This is a genomic window from Amycolatopsis sp. NBC_01480, assembly GCF_036227205.1.
GTDB lineage: Bacteria > Actinomycetota > Actinomycetes > Mycobacteriales > Pseudonocardiaceae > Amycolatopsis.
The window spans coordinates 3157023-3172359 of sequence record NZ_CP109442.1 but is presented as its reverse complement, the minus strand read 5'-3'; the positions used below and the strand labels follow the sequence as shown (position 1 = coordinate 3172359).

General features: G+C 71.4%; 13 protein-coding genes. 4 read left to right on the top strand and 9 right to left on the bottom strand.

Annotation, left to right across the window (positions count from 1 at the left end; translation table 11 throughout):
* Positions 1-21: 21 nt before the first annotated feature.
* Together OG371_RS15045 and OG371_RS15040 are read left to right on the top strand one after the other, a co-directional pair.
* Entirely contained in the window at positions 22-1695 is a 1674-nt protein-coding gene (locus tag OG371_RS15045; RefSeq protein WP_329069636.1) for a hypothetical protein, read from the top strand.
* Between the two features lie 106 nt (positions 1696-1801).
* A complete protein-coding gene (locus OG371_RS15040) occupies positions 1802-2485 on the top strand; it encodes an SDR family oxidoreductase (RefSeq protein WP_329069634.1) in 684 nt (227 codons plus the stop codon).
* Between the two features lie 73 nt (positions 2486-2558).
* On the opposite strand, the gene OG371_RS15035 is transcribed toward OG371_RS15040, so the two are convergent.
* From OG371_RS15035 to OG371_RS15025, 3 genes are all read right to left on the bottom strand, one after another.
* Positions 2559-3866, bottom strand: coding sequence for an amidohydrolase family protein (locus OG371_RS15035; RefSeq protein ID WP_329069632.1), 1308 nt, complete (start codon positions 3864-3866; stop codon positions 2559-2561).
* A 91-nt stretch (positions 3867-3957) separates the two neighbouring features.
* A complete protein-coding gene (locus OG371_RS15030; protein ID WP_329069630.1) occupies positions 3958-4608 on the bottom strand; it encodes a response regulator transcription factor in 651 nt (216 codons plus the stop codon).
* Positions 4605-6401, bottom strand: coding sequence for a sensor histidine kinase (locus tag OG371_RS15025; protein WP_329069628.1), 1797 nt, complete (start codon positions 6399-6401; stop codon positions 4605-4607). The genes OG371_RS15030 and OG371_RS15025 overlap by 4 nt, the downstream gene beginning before the upstream one ends.
* A gap of 186 nt (positions 6402-6587) precedes the next feature.
* Between OG371_RS15025 and OG371_RS15020 the strand changes: the two genes are divergently transcribed.
* Together OG371_RS15020 and OG371_RS15015 are read left to right on the top strand one after the other, a co-directional pair.
* Positions 6588-7283 carry an ABC transporter ATP-binding protein gene (locus tag OG371_RS15020; protein ID WP_329069626.1) on the top strand — a complete coding sequence of 232 codons (696 nt, stop codon included), beginning with the start codon at positions 6588-6590 and terminating at the stop codon, positions 7281-7283.
* The gene (locus OG371_RS15015; RefSeq protein WP_329069624.1) at positions 7280-9523 is read left to right on the top strand and encodes an ABC transporter permease; all 2244 of its coding nucleotides are present in this window, start codon (positions 7280-7282) and stop codon (positions 9521-9523) included. The genes OG371_RS15020 and OG371_RS15015 overlap by 4 nt, the downstream gene beginning before the upstream one ends.
* 378 nt (positions 9524-9901) lie before the next feature.
* Here OG371_RS15015 and trmB read toward each other — a convergent pair whose 3' ends face one another.
* The 6 genes from trmB to OG371_RS14985 all read right to left on the bottom strand — a co-directional run bounded on the left by trmB (position 9902) and on the right by OG371_RS14985 (position 14911).
* Positions 9902-10609 carry a tRNA (guanosine(46)-N7)-methyltransferase TrmB gene (trmB, locus tag OG371_RS15010; protein WP_329069623.1) on the bottom strand — a complete coding sequence of 236 codons (708 nt, stop codon included), beginning with the start codon at positions 10607-10609 and terminating at the stop codon, positions 9902-9904.
* Between the two features lie 20 nt (positions 10610-10629).
* Positions 10630-11124 carry a hypothetical protein gene (locus OG371_RS15005; RefSeq protein WP_329069621.1) on the bottom strand — a complete coding sequence of 165 codons (495 nt, stop codon included), beginning with the start codon at positions 11122-11124 and terminating at the stop codon, positions 10630-10632.
* 244 nt (positions 11125-11368) lie between these two features.
* Complete coding sequence (locus OG371_RS15000; protein WP_091624672.1) at positions 11369-12112, bottom strand: hypothetical protein; 744 nt, start codon at positions 12110-12112, stop codon at positions 11369-11371.
* Positions 12109-13056 carry an ABC transporter ATP-binding protein gene (locus OG371_RS14995; RefSeq protein WP_442876113.1) on the bottom strand — a complete coding sequence of 316 codons (948 nt, stop codon included), beginning with the start codon at positions 13054-13056 and terminating at the stop codon, positions 12109-12111. The genes OG371_RS15000 and OG371_RS14995 overlap by 4 nt, the downstream gene beginning before the upstream one ends.
* A gap of 139 nt (positions 13057-13195) precedes the next feature.
* On the bottom strand, positions 13196-13942 hold the full coding sequence (locus OG371_RS14990) for an ABC transporter permease (protein WP_329069617.1): 747 nt from the start codon (positions 13940-13942) through the stop codon (positions 13196-13198).
* Between the two features lie 27 nt (positions 13943-13969).
* Entirely contained in the window at positions 13970-14911 is a 942-nt protein-coding gene (locus OG371_RS14985) for an ABC transporter ATP-binding protein (protein ID WP_329069613.1), read from the bottom strand.
* Between the last annotated feature and the right edge of the window lie 426 nt (positions 14912-15337).

Here is a 15337-nt window from a genome sequence, read left to right as displayed (position 1 = left end):
AGGAAGGGGCCGGCGGACGCGATGACCGCGGTTGCACCGGCCGTCGCGGAGCCGCCCGTCGCCTGGTACCGCCGCCCGTCGACCTGGGTCTGGGCCGCGCTCGCGGCCACCCTCGCGCTATACGCGGTGCTGGCCTGGCGCCGTCGCTGGATGAGCGACGACGGGCTGCTGGTGCTGCGGACCGTGCGGCAGATCCTGGCCGGCCACGGGCCGGTGTTCAACGTCGGCGAGCGGGTCGAGGCCAGTACCAGTCCACTGTGGACATGGCTGCTGGCCGGGGCGGGCGGGATCACCGGCGCCACCCTCGAATGGCTGGCCGTGGTCCTCGGGCTGGTCTGCGCGGTCGGCGGATTGTTCTTCGGGCTGGACAGCGCGCGCCGGCTGTACGGCGGTGCGACCGTGGTGCCGGCCGGCGCCCTGGTGGTCTGCGCGCTGCCGCCGTTCCGGGATTTCGCCACTTCGGGCCTGGAAACCGGGCTGGCGCTGCTGTGGATCGGGCTGTCCTGGTGGCTGCTGGTGCGGGGCAAGGCGCCCTTCGCGACGGCGGTGGTGCTCGGGCTCGGCCCGCTGGTGCGGCCGGACCTGGCGTTGTTCGGCATCGTCGCGTTCGCCGCGCTGGTGTGGCTGCGGCGGCCGGGCGTGCGTCGCGGCGCGGCCTGGTTCGGCGCCGGAGTGGCGCTGCCGCTCGCGTACCAGGTCTTCCGGATGGGCTTCTACGGCCTGCTCGTCCCGAACACCGCGCTCGCCAAGGAAGCCGGCGACGCCAACTGGGCGCGCGGGTTCGCCTACCTGCTCGACCTCGTCGGGCCGTACTACCTGTGGGTGCCGCTCTTGCTGCTGGCTGTGGTGGTCGCGCTGACGCGCCGGTCGCGGATTCTCACGCTCGCGCCCGTGCTCGCGGCGGTGCTGCTGACCGTTTACGTCGTGCGCGTCGGCGGGGACTTCATGCACGCCCGCATGCTGCTGCCCGCCCTGTTTTCCTTGCTGCTGCCGGTAATGGCGGTCCCGTTCACGCGGCGGACGGTGGCGCTGCTGGCCGCGGTCGCCGTCTGGTCCGTGGCCGCGGCGGGCTGGCTGCGGGTGCCTTACGCGAACGAGCACCTCTCCACCGGCGTCACCGACGAGCGCGCGTACTGGTCCTGGGACACCGGCAAGGCGCACCCCGTGCTCGCGTCGGACTTCCTCGGCCAGCCGATCGCGCGCGCGGCAGTGGAGGCCGTCGACAACACGCACAAGCCGGCCGTGCTCGTGTACAGCTACGACGAAAAGCGCTGGTACACCTTCCCGACCGACCGCCCGTACGTGACCATGGCGACCGACAGCATGGGCGCGATCAGCAATCTGGTGTCGCTCGACGTGCGCGTCCACGACGGGTACGGCCTGGCCAGCGACCTCGCCGCGCACACCGTCTCCATTCCCGGCGGCCGGCCGGGGCACTCGAAGTGGCTGATCGCGGCCTGGGAGATCGCTGACGCGGGCCAGGGCGACTACGCGACCGACGGGCTGTCGCACGTGTTCGCCCCGGCCGACATCGATGCCGCGCGGCAGGCCTTGCGCTGTCCGGGCATCCAGGACGTGCTTGCCTCGACCCGCACTCCGCTGACGTTCAGTCGGTTTGTCGACAATTTCACTGGAGCGGCTGGGCGCACGCAGATCCGCTTCGACCGTGACCCTCATGCGGCCGCTGCCTGCTGACACATACCAAAAAGGCCGGAAGTAAGCCGACCAGGAGCGGCGACGGGCTCCGTGAACTGCTTACTTCCGGCCGGTTTGGTATCTACTGGCACAGTACGGTGGCGGTATGACCGATCTTCCGCTCGCCCTGGTCACGGGTGCTTCCCGTGGCATCGGCGCCGCCATCGCCCACCAGCTCGCGCCCACCCACCGGCTGCTGCTCGGCGGCCGTGACGAGGCGGCGCTCGCGAAGGTGGCCGACGAGCTGCCGGGCGCACGGCCGTGGCCCGTCGACCTCACCGACCCCGCCGCGCTGGCCGAGGCGACCAGCCGGATCGTCGAGCTGGACGTGCTCGTCCACTCCGCCGGCGCCGCGCAGCTGGGCTCGGTCGCGGACTCGCCCGCCGACGTCTGGCGCGCCAACTTCGAGGTCAACGTCGTCGCGGTGGCCGAGCTGACCCGGCTGCTGCTGCCGGCGCTGCGGGCCGCCCGCGGGCACGTCGTGGTGCTCAACTCCGGCGCCGGCCGCAACGCCCGCGCGGGCTGGGGTCCTTACTCCGCAAGCAAATTCGCCGCGCGCGCCTTCGCCGACACCTTGCGCGAGGAGGAGGGTCCCAGCGGCCTGCGGGTCACCTCGATCTACCCGGGGCGCACCGACACGGAGATGCAGCAGAGCGTCGTCGCGCACCTGGGCGGCGAGTACGACCCGGCGAAGTACCTCCGCCCGGACTCCGTCGCGACCGCCGTGCTGACTGCCGTTTCGGCCAGCCCGGACGCCCACCTGACCGAGCTGGTCCTCCGCCCCCGCTGAAAGCCGTCAAGGACTCCTTACCAGCGTCGGACGCGGGTAAGGAGTCCTTGACGGAACCGGCGGGAGGTGCGGCTCAGACGCGCAGGCGAGCGGCGGTCTCGGCGACGTCGGCCTGGACCTTGGCGCGGTCGACGCGAGTCGGCTCGGCGTCGGCGACCACCTGCTCGCCCCCGACCCAGACGTCGCGGACCCGGCGTGAGCCCGCGGCCCAGACCAGGTTGGACAGCAGCTGCTCGTCCGGCACGTCGAGGCCGGCGGCGAAGGCCGGGTCGTCCAGGTCGACGTGCACCAGGTCGGCCCAGCGGCCCGGCTCCAGCACGCCGATGTCGTTGCGGCCCAACGCTTCCGCGCCGCCGCGGGTGGCCAGCAGGAAGGCGTCGGCGGCGGTCAGCACGGTGGAGTCGCCGGTGGCCAGGCGCGCGAGCATCGCGCTGAGCTGCAGCTCCTCCCACAGGTCGATGTCGTCGTTGGAGGCCGGGCCGTCGGTGCCGAGGCCGACGGCGACGCCCGCATCGCGCAGCTCCTTGATCCGCGCGATGCCGGACGCCAGCTTCGCGTTCGAGCCGGGGCAGTGCGCCATGCCGGTGCCACGGGCGGCGAACAGCGCGATGTCCTCGTCGGACAGGTGGATGGCGTGCGCGGCGAGCGTCCGCCCGTTCAGCAGGCCCAGCGAGTCGAGCAGCTTCGGCACCGAGCCGTATTCCTTGCGCTGCGCCAAATCCTCCGCCGCGGCCTCGGCCACGTGGATCTGCACGAGCGCGCCGCGGGCGGCAGCCGATTCCGCGGTGGCGCGCAGCCCCTCGGGGTTCAGCATGTAGGCCGAGTGCGGGCCGTAGCCCAGCTCGATCCGCTCGCCCGGGCCGAACCGCAGGCCGTCGGCGTCGATCCAGCGGTCGATCGCCGCCAGCGACGTGCGCCAGTCCATGCCCGGCAGCTCCATCACCGGCGGCGCGACGAGCACCCGGCCGCCGGTGGTGAGCACCGCGTCGACCAGCTGCTCGCCCTCGAAGTACATCTCCGCGCTGGTCGTGACGCCGTGGCGCAGCATCTCCACCGAGCCGAGCAGCATCCCGGTGCGCACGTTCTCCGGGCGCAGCTTGGCCTCGGCCGGCCAGATGATCTCGTTCAGCCAGCGCAGCAGCGGCAGGTCGCCGCCCATCCCGCGCAGCAGCGTCATCGGGCTGTGCGCGTGGGTGTTCACCAAGCCCGGCAACAGGATCCCGCTCAGCCGGATCACCTCGCCGGTGAATTCCGGCGCCGAGGACTCCGGTCCTACGTGCGTGATCCGGCCGGTGTCGTCGACGTCCACGACGGCGTCGCGCAGCAGGGAGCAGGCGGGGTCGGCGGGCAGGACCACGGGGGCGAGGAAACGACTGGACATGCGGAGATACTACGGACGGGCTACTCACCCTCGGCAAGAAGGCTCGTGAGTGTTTATGACGGTTAGAACCGTCATAAACACTCACGAGCCTTCAGTCGACCACACCGCTGCGCCAGGCCCAGGCGGCGATCTCCACCCGGTTGCGCGCGCCGACCTTGCCCTGCACCGAGGCCAGGTGGGTTTTCACCGTCGAGAGCGAGAGGTACAGCTCGGCGCCGATCTCGGTGTTGGTCAGGCCCCGCGCCGCGGCCTTGACCACGTCCAGCTCCCGGGCGGTCAGCGGTTCCGACGGCGGCGCGATGTCACGTCGTTTGGTCCCGCCGTCGAAGTGCTTCAGCAGCCGGACGGTGATCTGCGGCGACACCAGCGCGTCACCGCGCTCGGCCGCGCGGATCGCCTCGATCAGCAGCGCCGGGCCCGCGTCCTTGAGCAGGAAGCCGCTCGCGCCGTTGCGCAGCGCGGTGTGCACGTACTCGTCGAGGTCGAACGTCGTGACGACCACGACCTTCAGCGGGTCGGTCACGTCCGGGCCGGCGAGCTGGCGCGTCACCTCCAGCCCGTCGAGGCCGGGCATGCGGATGTCGAGCAGGCAGACGTCGGGCCGGAGCTCGCGGGCCCGGGACACCGCCGACACCCCGTCGGCGACGTCCGCCACCACCTCGATGTCCTCCTGGGCGTCCAGGATCATGCGGAAGCCCATCCGCACCATCTCCTGGTCGTCCGCGATCAGTACCCGGATCACTCGTCCTCATCCCCGTTCGCCTCGAGTGGCAGCCACGCTTCGACGCGCCAGCCGCCGTCCGGCCCGCGTCCCGTGGTGAGCCGCCCGTGCAACAGGGCGACGCGCTCGCGCATGCCGACCAGACCGTAGCCGCCCGATCCCCCGGCCGGCCGGTCCACCTGCTCGCGTCCGTCGTCCAGCACCCGGATGTGCAGTTCCTTGCCGACGACCTCGGCCAGTACCAGTGCTTCGGTGACGCCGGCGGCGTGTTTGCCCACGTTCGTCAGCGATTCCTGGATCAGCCGCAGCGCCGAGCGGCCGACCTCGTGCGGCAGGTCCGGCGGCAGGTCGAGGCGCAGCGACGTCGGCACGCCGTGGCTCCCGCTCTCGACCAGGCGCTGCAGGTCGGCGGCCAGGTCGGTGGTGGCCTGCTCGCTGAACTCGGACGAGCCGGACGGGGAGTCCCCGCGCATGCTGCGGACCAGCCGCCGCATCGCCGCGAGCGCCTCGACCCCGGCGTCCTCGATCCGGCCCATCGCGTCGACCGCGAGCTGCGGGCTCTTCTCCCCGACCATCCGCGCGGCCTGCGCCTGCACCACGATGCCGGTCACGTGGTGGGCGACCACGTCGTGCAACTCGCGCGCGAGAGCCATCCGCTCGGCCGTCTGCGCGTCGGTGACGGCGGACTTCATGACCTGCTTGCGCTCGGAGTCGCGCGAGCGCAGGAACAGGCCGATCGCGATCGCGATGCCCAGCAGCAGCGCCGCGGCGATGGCGAACGAGAGCAGCACCTGCGGGTCGGTCATCAGCCGGTAGCGGGTGGTGCGGACGGAGTTCACCACCGTCGCGACGGCGACCACCGCGGACAGCGTCGCGATCCGCGGCCACGCCCGCGCCAGCGGGACCGCGCGGACCAGGTTGATCACCACGCCGATGCCGGCCACCACCTGGGCCGGGGCCACCCCGCCCAGCAGCTCGTAGCTCGAGCCCACCCGGAGGAACGGCGTGACCATGGTGGAGAGCATCAGCACGCCGGCCACGCCGAGGATCGCGTCGGCCGGACGGCGCGGCGAGAGCACGGCGATCACCGCGGCCGCGATCGAGCAGAGCAGGATCGGGAAGCCCCGGACCGCGCTGCTGTAGGTGAAGGCGAACTCGACCAGCAGCGTGAACGAGAGCAGCGCCATCAGCGGCCACTGGCCCCGGACCAGCTCGTTGAGCCGGCGGATCCGGCGCAGCCGCTGCTCGCGGGGGCCGGTGCGGGTGCGCCCAGCGGTGCCGATGACCACGGCCGCGACGAGCAGCAGCAACCCGAACAGCAGTCCCTGGATGGTCGTCGAGCTGGACATCTCGCCGTACGGGTAGCGGCCGAAGACGGCGGTCAGCGCGCCCACCACCAGGGCGGCGATCACGGCGAACGCGACGCCGGGGCGGGCGCGGCGGGCGGCGTAGTAGACCATCTCGACCCCGGCCACCACCTCGGTGACGGCCAGGTTCGGCAGCACGCTCGAGTACGCCGGCGTGCGCAGGTAGTGGATGAAGAAGGTGAAGAAGATCAGCACGGCCGCGCCGACCGCCGCCGCGACGGCCGCGCGCCGCCGGGCCCACATCGCGCAGGCCACCATCGCGAAAATGCCCGGCAGCAGCTCGAAGTCCACGAACCGCGGGCCGGAGTTGTCGAGCGCCGCGTTGGTCAGGAACAGCAGGTCGAAAACCAGTGCGCAGAGCAGTACGACCGTGGGCATGCCGAGCCGGCGCACCAGGTCGGTGGCGCGCGCGTAGAGGGCTTGGCTGCGGGGCGGAGCTTCGGGCACAGCGAAACGGTAGAGGATCCGGGGCCGCCCGCACCTTGGCCAGGTGGTTCGAGCCGCATCGGCCGATCGGCCGATGCCGGTGCCCGCCGGACTGGCCGTCTGCCCGAAGTGGACACCCGGGCCGATCCGTGAAGCTCTTCGCAACGAAGTCGCGTCAGCTACTCAGCTACGAGGAGATACTCCCGGATGAGCAATCCACAGTGGACGAACGGCCCGGTGCTTTCGGGGCGGGGCCTGGTGAAGCGGTACGGCGGGCAGTACGCACTGGCCGGGGTCGACATCGACATCCAGGCCGGCGACGCGGTCGCCATCGTGGGCCCGTCCGGCTCCGGCAAGACCTCGCTGCTGCACGTGCTGGCCGGCATCCTGCGCGCCGACGGCGGCGAGATCCACCTGGCCGGCCAGCGCGTCGACCAGCTCGGCGAGAAGAAGCGCAGCGAGCTGCGGCGCACCGAGTTCGGCTTCGTGTTCCAGTCCGGCATGCTCGTCTCGGAGCTGACGGCGGAGGAGAACGTCGCGCTGCCGTCGCTGCTCGCGGGCAAGGGCCGGCGCGAGTCGGTCCAGGCCGGCCGCGAGTGGCTGGCCCGCCTCGGCCTGGCCGGCAAGGAGGCCCGCCGTCCCGGCGAACTGTCCGGCGGCGAGGCCCAGCGCGTCGCGATCGCCCGGGCGCTCACGCACCGGCCGAAGGTGATCTTCGCCGACGAGCCGACCGGCGCCCTCGACACCCGCACCGGCCGCGAGACCATGGACGCGCTGCTCGGCGCCGCCCGTGAGTCCGGCGCGGCCGTGCTGGTCGTGACCCACGACCGTGAGCTGGCCGAGTCGATGCCCAAGACCGTGGCCATCCGCGACGGCCTGATCGCCTCGAGGCTGGCGGCATGAATTCGCTCCAGCTCGCCCTGCGCGTGCTCCGTGTCGACCGGCGGACCCGCACCTCGGCGATCCTCACCGCGGTCGGCGTCGCGGTCGCGACGGGGCTTGTGCTCCTGCTCGCCTCGCTGCCGTTCGCGACGCAGGCGCGTGAGCAGCGCGCCGAGTGGCAGACCGGCTACCGCTACAACGCCGACGGCCAGCCGGTCATGCTGGTCGGCGACGCCAAGGACTACTTCAACGGCCAGGAGATCGACCGCGTCGACGTGGCGGTCACCGGGAACACGGCGGGCCTGCAGCTGCCGCCCGGGATCCCGAAGCTGCCGGCGCCGGGCGAGGCGATCGTTTCGCCCGCGCTGGGCCGGATGCTGAACACCACGCCGGCCGACCAGCTCGGCGACCGGTTCGGCCATCCGGTCGCCGCGCTCGGCGACCAGGCCCTGCGGTACCCGGAGCAGCTCGTCGCGTACGTCGGGCACACCCCGGACGAGCTGGCCGGGCAGCACCTGCGGCCGGCCAGCGGCTTCCCCACGAAAAAGGCGCAGCCGGACGGTCTGCTGACGCTGCTGTCCTGGGTCGGCATCATCGTGCTGCTCGTGCCGAGCCTGGTGCTCGTCGCGTCCTCGGCGCGGCTCACCGCGGCCCGGCGCGAACGACGGCTCGCCGCGATCCGGCTGGCCGGGGCGACGCCGGGGCAGGTGACGTCGATGGTCGCGGCCGAGACCGTGCTCTCGGCCGGCATCGGCTCGCTGCTCGGGCTGGGGATCAGCCCGGCGCTGCACGGTTTGGCGACCTTCGTCCCGTGGGCCGGCGGCACCTGGCTGGCCTCGGACTTCAGCCTGCCGGTCGGGCTGCTGGTGCTGATCGTCGTCGCGATTCCCGCGCTGGTGGTGCTGGCCGGGGTGATGGGCCTGCGCCGCGTGCTGCGCAACCCGCTGTTCGCCACCGGCGGCCACAGCGTCAAGCCGCTGCGGTGGTGGCGGCTGCTCGCCCTGCCCGTCGCGGGCGCGTTCTTCCTGTACGCGGTGGTGACCGCGAAGGACAACAGCAGCGGCCCCAGCATGGTGCTGTTCGGGCTGTTCCTGCTGGTGGCCTCGGCGATGGTGGTCGGCCCGTGGGTGACGTCGGCGGTCGGCGGCACGTTCGTCCGGGTCTGGCGCCGCCCCTCGTCGCTGCTGGCCGGACGACGGCTGCGCAACGACCCGAAGGGCGCCTACCGCGCCTCGGCCGGGATCGTGCTCGCGGTGTTCACCGGCTCGATGGCGCTCACGCTGCTGCCCTCGTTCGACTCCCTGGCCGGCGGCGGGCGGCAGTACAACGACTCCGTGCTGTACGCCGACGTCAACTCGAACCAGGCGAAAACGGTGGTGGACAAGGCAAACGCCGCGCTGGCCCGGTACGGCCAGCAGGAGCGCGCGCTCGCCGTCGACAGCGTTTACCTCACGCAGGGCTCGGGCCGGTACCAGAATTTCGAACGGGCACTGGTCATGTCGTGCGCGGACGCCGCGCGGCTCACCCGGCTCGGGATCACCGCGGCCGACTGCGCCGAGGGCACCGGCCTGTACGCGCCGTACCAGATGAGCACGGCCGGCTATTCCGTGGTCGGCGAGCCGGGCGGGTCCGACCCCGGCAAGCCGCTCGGCGACGTGCCGATGAAGGCGTACAACCAGAACAGCAAGTCCGACGGCTCGTACGTGCTGGACCCGTCTTCGGTGCCGGCCGGCGTGACGCCCAGCTACACCTCGGTGATCGCGCCGACCACGGACGCGAACCGCGAGATCGTGCGCACCGCGCTGACGGCCGCCGCGGTCGGGGTGGACATCGGCAGCCTGGACCAGCACCTGTCCGGCCAGCAGACCCAGCTGGACGATCTGCGCCGGGTCACCGTGATCGGCCTGATCGCCGCGGGCGTGCTCGCGGGCTGCAGTGCCGCGGTCGCCACGGCGGGCTCGGTGATGGACCGGCGCCGGACGTTCGGCGCGCTGATCGCCGCGGGCACGCCGGTGCGGGTGCTGTCGCGGGCGCTGCGGATGGAGGCCGCGCTGCCCGCGCTGGTCGCCACGATCGGCGCCGGGGTGGTCGGCATCCTCGTCGGGGTGGGCCTGTTCAGCATGGCCAGCCCGGGCAGCGTGGTGATCAGCCCGTGGATCCTCGCCCCAGTGGTGCTCGGGGTCGGGGTGGCCCTGCTCGGGGCCTCGGTCTGCACCCCCGCGCTCAAGCGGGTGCAGGCGGAGCCGCTGGCCGACGAGTAGGAGACGACGAGTAGGTGACGTCGTCCGTCCGGCTCGGGGGCCGGAACGGGCGCGGGGGTAAAGGGGCCGTCGCCGGTTCGGGGCCGGGGCGGATACGGGGGAAGGGGTCTGTCACGGTTCGGGGCCGAGGGCAGGCGGGGTAAAGGGGAGAGGGCCGTCGCCGGGTTGGGGAACCCGGCGACGGCCCTCCTCTCGTTCCGGAAGACCGGTGGTGGCGAGGTGCGCTTGCGCCCCAATGTGGCGTTGGTTGCTCCAGCCCTGCCCCACCACCACTCTCAACGGAGGCGCTCCGCGCCCAGCCCCGATTCCACGCACCGAACGCGCCATTGGGTGCGTTGAGCGCACCGAACGCCACATTGGGGCGTTCGGCAAGAACCCTCAGCGCTTCTCGAAGATCAGGTCGTGGGACTCGCGGCCCTCGACGTCGGCGCGCTGCTCGAATTTGGTCACCGGCCGCCAATCCGGGCGCGGGGCCCAGCCACCCGGCTCGTCGGCGTACCGGTTGCGCAGCGCGGGCTCGGCGGAGCACACCTCGAGCATCTGCTCGGCGTAGTTCTCCCAGTCCGTCGCCAGGTGGAAGGTGCCGCCGGGCTTGAGCCGCGACGCGACGAGCGCGACGAACGAGGGCTGCGCGATCCGTCGTTTGTGGTGCTTCTTCTTCGGCCACGGATCGGGGAAGAACAGCCGGACGCCCTCGAGCGTGCCCGGCTCGACGTGCTCGGTCAGCAGGATCACCGCGTCGCCGTGCATCAGCCGCAGGTTTTCCAGCCCGAGCTTTTCCGCGCGCAGCATCAGCTGGCCGAGGCCCGGCTCGTACACCTCGGCGGCCACGTAGTTCAGCTCCGGCGCGGCGGCGGCGAGCTGCGACGTGGTCTCGCCCATGCCCGAGCCGATCTCCAGCAGCACCGGCGCTTCGCGGCCGAACCACGTGCCGAAGTCCACCGGCCCCGGCGGCAGGTCGGTGACCGTCCGGCCCAGCCGCGGCCAGAGCTCGTCCCAGGCGCGCTGCTGGCCGACGGTCATCCGGCCGCCGCGTTTGACGTAACTGACCACGCTGCGCAGTCGTGGCTGGTCTTGGTTCTCCACCCGCCCAAGATACGGGCGGGCTAACGGACCGCTTCGAACTCCCCGAGCCGCGAGCGCAGACCGGCCAGGCCGGCCACCGGGATCGGCTCCGGCGTGGTGCCGGAATGCGCGGGCAGCACGTCGATCCAGCCGTCGTGGCGGTCGGTGTTCACCACCGTGGTCGGGATGGAATGGCCCGACTTGCCGCGTTCGGACGGCATGAACTCCCAGTACCCGGACTCGCCGTCGGCGGCCCACGGGACGAACTCCCAGCCCGGCCGCCGGGTCAGCAGCTGGGCGATGCGGTCCTCGATGCGGAAGCCCAGCTCCCGCGATTCGAGCCGGCCGCTCGCGACGGCGCGCAGCCACCACGGGGCGGGCAGCGGGCCTTCGAGGCCGCTCGCTCTGCGGTACAGCGCCAGTACGACGTCTTCGGCCGCACGGTGCACCCACGCCTGGCGAAGATCACCGGGCCGGTCGGCCGGCAGGGCGAATCGCGGCAGCTCGATGGCCTGCGACCACTCAAGGTCCAGCATGGGCTCGAGCCGCGGTTGGGGTGCCGCTTCGTTGCGGGCCGACGGGATGGGACTCTTCAATCCCTGACCAGCGTCCACCGTCAAGGTTCACCTCCGGGGAGCTGAGACGGATGCGCGCTCTACTTCGAATATCCTGGGGACTTTGACATTATGTCTGCTTCCTGTGAGAGAAGCCACAGCCTCTTAACGTGGTCTTAATCCGTTTGCCCGCTGTACAAGCAGATTGCACGTGCAGGCCGCGTGTTCAGGCGTCCCGACGATCCGTGGTGATCACCCCGGCCGCGAAGAACACCACGCAGATCGCGGCGAAATACGCGAGATAACCCCACGGTCCGAGGGGCGGGGACAGATTGAGTGCGGATCTCGTGAAATCCCCACCGGCGAACTGCGAAGCCGCGTAGAACGGCAGCCACTGGTAGATGTCGTCGCCGACCTTCGGGATCAGCAGCACCAGCCCTTCCACGAGCTGGGTCCAGACGAGCACGAGCGTCAGCGCGAGCGCGGTGCTGCGCAACAGCAGCCCGACGCCGACGCCGAGCAGGCCGGTGAGCGCGAAGGTCACGGTCTGGCCGAGCACCAGCCGCCAGTCCTCCGCCGAGTGCAGCCCGAGGTTCGCGTCCGGGCGCGCCAGCGAGGCCAGGCCCCACGAGCCGACGCCGGCCAGCAGCCCGAGCAGCGCGCACAGCAGGAAGACCACCGTGCCCTTGGCCAGCAGCGCCGGCACGCGCTTCGGCACGGCCTGGAAGGTCAGCCGCAGTGTGCCCCAGCTGGCGTCCGAGGTCGCCGCGAGCACCGCCAGCACCAGCGCGACTGTGCGCCCGACGCCGGTGGCGAGCTGGGTGTTGCCGACGTTCGCGCTGATCTCCGCGCCGGTCAGCAGGAAGAACAGCAGGGTGAAGCCCAGCGGTGCGGCCACCGCGAGCAGGCTGCACCACCACGGCGCGCGGGTGCTGAAGAGCTTGATGCGCTCGGCGCGCAGGACGTTCATCGTGCTCCCCCGGTGGTGAACTCGGTGGCCTCGCCGGTCAGCTCCAGGTACGCCTGCTCCAGCGAGCCGAGGAGCGGGCTCAGCTCGTGCAGGGTGGCGCCGGCGGTGAAGGCCAGCTCGCCCAGCGCGTCACTGTCCAAGGTGGACACAACGAACGCGTTGCCCTCCTCGGTGAACTCCGCGCCGCGCTCGCGCAGCGCGGTCCGCATGGCCTCGGCGTGCGGGGTGCGCACGCGCACGCCGCGGGAGCCGGCGCGCTCCACGAAGTCCTTCATCGTGCCCTGGTAGATCAACCGGCCGCGGCCGATCACCACGAGGTCCTGCGCCGTCTGCTCCATCTCGGGCAGCAGGTGGCTGGACACGAACACGGTGCGGCCCTCGGCGGCGAGCGCGTGCATCAGCTGCCGGATCCAGTGCACGCCCTCGGGGTCGAGGCCGTTCACCGGCTCGTCGAACAGCAGCACCTTCGGGTCGCCGAGCAGCGTGGTCGCGATGCCGAGCCGCTGGAGCATGCCGAGGGAGAACTCCCCCGCGCGCTTCTTGGCCACCGAGTCGAGCCCGACCAGCTGCAGCACCTCGTCCGCGCGGCGCTCGGGCAGGCCGTTGGTGGCCGCGAGCCAGCGCAGGTGCGAGCGCGCGCTGCGGCCGGGGTGGCGCCAGGTCGCGTCGAGCAGCGCGCCGACCGTCCGGAGTGGATCACGCAGCTCCCGGTACGGGCGGCCGTCGATGTGCGCGGTGCCCGCCGTCGGGGTGTCCAGGCCGAGCAGCAGCCGCATCGTGGTGGACTTGCCGGCGCCGTTCGGGCCGAGGAACCCGGTCACCCGGCCGGTCTCGGCGGTGAACGTCAGATCGTTCACCGCCATGGTGTCGCCGTAGGACTTCGTGAGCCCTCTCGTTTCGAGCACGCGCGCTCCCCTCCCGCTTCGCGCGAACTCTACCGGCATGAAGGAAATCCGGGTCGCCCCCCGAATGTGGCGACCCGGATTTTCCTTTATCCCCTTTTTCCCCTGTTCGCACCGGTACCCGGCCCCCGCCTTGGCGCGGGTGCGAACCTCCCTGTGTGGGTCTACTGAGTGGTGGGTCCTATGCGTCGCGCTTCTTCGCGACTCCGACGGCGATCGCCATCAGCACCACCGCGAAGGCGGCGAAGTAGGCGAGCGACCAGCCCTGCGAGAGCACCACGTCCGAGGCGCGGTCCTGCTGTCCCGAGGCCGCGCCGTGGAGGAACTTGTCGGCGACGTTGAACGGCAGCCACTCGTGGATCTTCGGGCCGACGGTCGGGATCAGCTGGATCAGGTTCTCCACCGCCAGCACGTAGATCAGCAGCAGGGCGATGGCGCCGGCGCTGTGCCGGATCAGGATGCCGACGGCCACCGCGATCACCGCGGCCAGCGCGAACAGCACGCCGACCCCGGCCACGTTGATCCACTTGGCCGAGCTGTCGAGCACGAGCGTGGCCGACGGGCGGATGGCGTAGCCCAGTGCCCAGGCGCCGAACGCGCCGACCTCGCCGATCACCAGTGCGAGCAGCCCGACGACGGTGGCCTTGGCGGTGAGCACCGAACCGCGGTGCGGCACGGCCTGGAAGGTGGTGCGGATGGTGCCGAAGCGGTACTCCGTGGTCACCGACAGCGCGGCCAGCACCATGATCACGGCGGTGCCGAACTGGGAGCCGGCCTGAGTGGTGGACACGAGGATGTCCTCGCCGGCCGGCGAGGCGCTCGCGATGAGCGCGGAGAAGCCGGCGGTCAGGACGATGGCGATGGCGGCGCACCACCACGGCGAGCGGGTGGTGAAGAGCTTGATGCGTTCAACCGCGAGCAGAGTCATGGTCCGATTCCTAAAGAGAATGAGGGGTCAGCGGGCGGCGGGCTGGACGGCTTGCTGCGCTTCGGCCTCGAGCCCGGTGTGGTACTCGACGGAGTCGCCGGTGATCTGCATGAAGGCCTGCTCCAGCGAGCCCGTCTGCGGGCTCAGCTCGTGGAGCACGAGGTTCGCGGACGCCGCGATCTCGCCGATCTTGTCACTGTCCATTCCGGACACGATGAGCGCGTTGCCGGAGTCGGCCACCTGGGCGCTGGCGCGGACGAGCTGCTCGCGCAGCGCCGGAAGCTGCGGCGAACGCACCTTCACGGTGTTTTCCGCGGCCCGCGCCACGAATTCCTCCGTGGTGGACTGCGCGATCAGCTGCCCCTTGCCGATCACGATCAGGTCGCTCGCGGTCAGCGCCATCTCCGAAAGCAGGTGGCTGGAGACGAAAACTGTGCGGCCTTCTTCGGCCAAGCGGTGCATGAACTTGCGGATCCAGAGGATGCCCTCGGGGTCCAGGCCGTTCACCGGCTCGTCGAACAGCAGCACCTCGGGGTCGCCCAGCAGCGCGGCGGCGATGCCCAGGCGCTGCGACATGCCGAGCGAGAACCCGCCGGCGCGCTTGTCCGCGACCGTGGTGAGGCCGACGATGTCGAGTACTTCTTCCACCCGCGTGGTCGGGATCCGGTTGGACTTCGCCATCCAGGCCAGGTGCGCGCGGGCGGAGCGGTTCGGGTGCACCCACTTCGCGTCCAGCAGCGCGCCGACGGTCCGCAACGGGTCCTTCAGCTCGTGGTAGCGCTTGCCGCCGATCCGGACCTGGCCCGAGGTCGGGTTGTCCAGGCCCAGGATCATGCGCATGGTGGTGGACTTGCCGGCGCCGTTCGGACCCAGGAAGCCGGTGACCTTCCCCGCGGCCACTGCGAACGACAGGTTGTTCACCGCGACCGTGTTGCCGTAGCGCTTGGTGAGACCTGATGCCTCGATCATCCCTGCTCCCTCTGTAACGGCCGATTGCCGTTCACCTGGTGCTTTTGCCTCGACTATCGTGACGCAGCGCGGCCGGTCTTGGCGTCATCCTGTGGGTCTAACCAGTCACCCGACTTGAGTAGTACCCAATCGGGTCTACGGTGGACATACGATCGGTGAAACCCCTGAGGCGACCCTGAAATCCCCCTGAGCCCCAAGGGCTCGTGAGTGCTTATGACGGTTAGAACCCAATGCCACGTAGCTTAGTTTCGGTCAGGCTGCGCGGGTGAGTCCGCGTAGTCTGATCGTGGGCGGGCCGGGGTGGTGGGTGCTGGCGGGTTCGGTGTGTGTCTTGGCGCGGTAGGCGTTGTGGCGTAGCCGTTTCACCGCGCGTGGGCAGGTTCGGTGCCGTCGTGGTGGGAGGGGTCGTCGGGTGATCTCGGTCAG

What these genes read in the sequence shown, in the direction of transcription:
- OG371_RS15020 (WP_329069626.1), top strand. Translation starts at nt 6,588, where the DNA reads ATGAGCAATCCACAGTGGACGAACGGCCCGGTGCTTTCGGGGCGGGGC.
- OG371_RS15045 (WP_329069636.1), top strand. Translation starts at nt 22, where the DNA reads ATGACCGCGGTTGCACCGGCCGTCGCGGAGCCGCCCGTCGCCTGGTAC.
- OG371_RS14990 (WP_329069617.1), bottom strand. Translation starts at nt 13,942, where the DNA reads ATGACTCTGCTCGCGGTTGAACGCATCAAGCTCTTCACCACCCGCTCG.
- OG371_RS15040 (WP_329069634.1), top strand. Translation starts at nt 1,802, where the DNA reads ATGACCGATCTTCCGCTCGCCCTGGTCACGGGTGCTTCCCGTGGCATC.
- OG371_RS15000 (WP_091624672.1), bottom strand. Translation starts at nt 12,112, where the DNA reads ATGAACGTCCTGCGCGCCGAGCGCATCAAGCTCTTCAGCACCCGCGCG.
- OG371_RS15035 (WP_329069632.1), bottom strand. Translation starts at nt 3,866, where the DNA reads ATGTCCAGTCGTTTCCTCGCCCCCGTGGTCCTGCCCGCCGACCCCGCC.
- OG371_RS15005 (WP_329069621.1), bottom strand. Translation starts at nt 11,124, where the DNA reads ATGCTGGACCTTGAGTGGTCGCAGGCCATCGAGCTGCCGCGATTCGCC.
- OG371_RS14995 (WP_442876113.1), bottom strand. Translation starts at nt 13,056, where the DNA reads ATGCCGGTAGAGTTCGCGCGAAGCGGGAGGGGAGCGCGCGTGCTCGAA.
- OG371_RS15015 (WP_329069624.1), top strand. Translation starts at nt 7,280, where the DNA reads ATGAATTCGCTCCAGCTCGCCCTGCGCGTGCTCCGTGTCGACCGGCGG.
- OG371_RS14985 (WP_329069613.1), bottom strand. Translation starts at nt 14,911, where the DNA reads ATGATCGAGGCATCAGGTCTCACCAAGCGCTACGGCAACACGGTCGCG.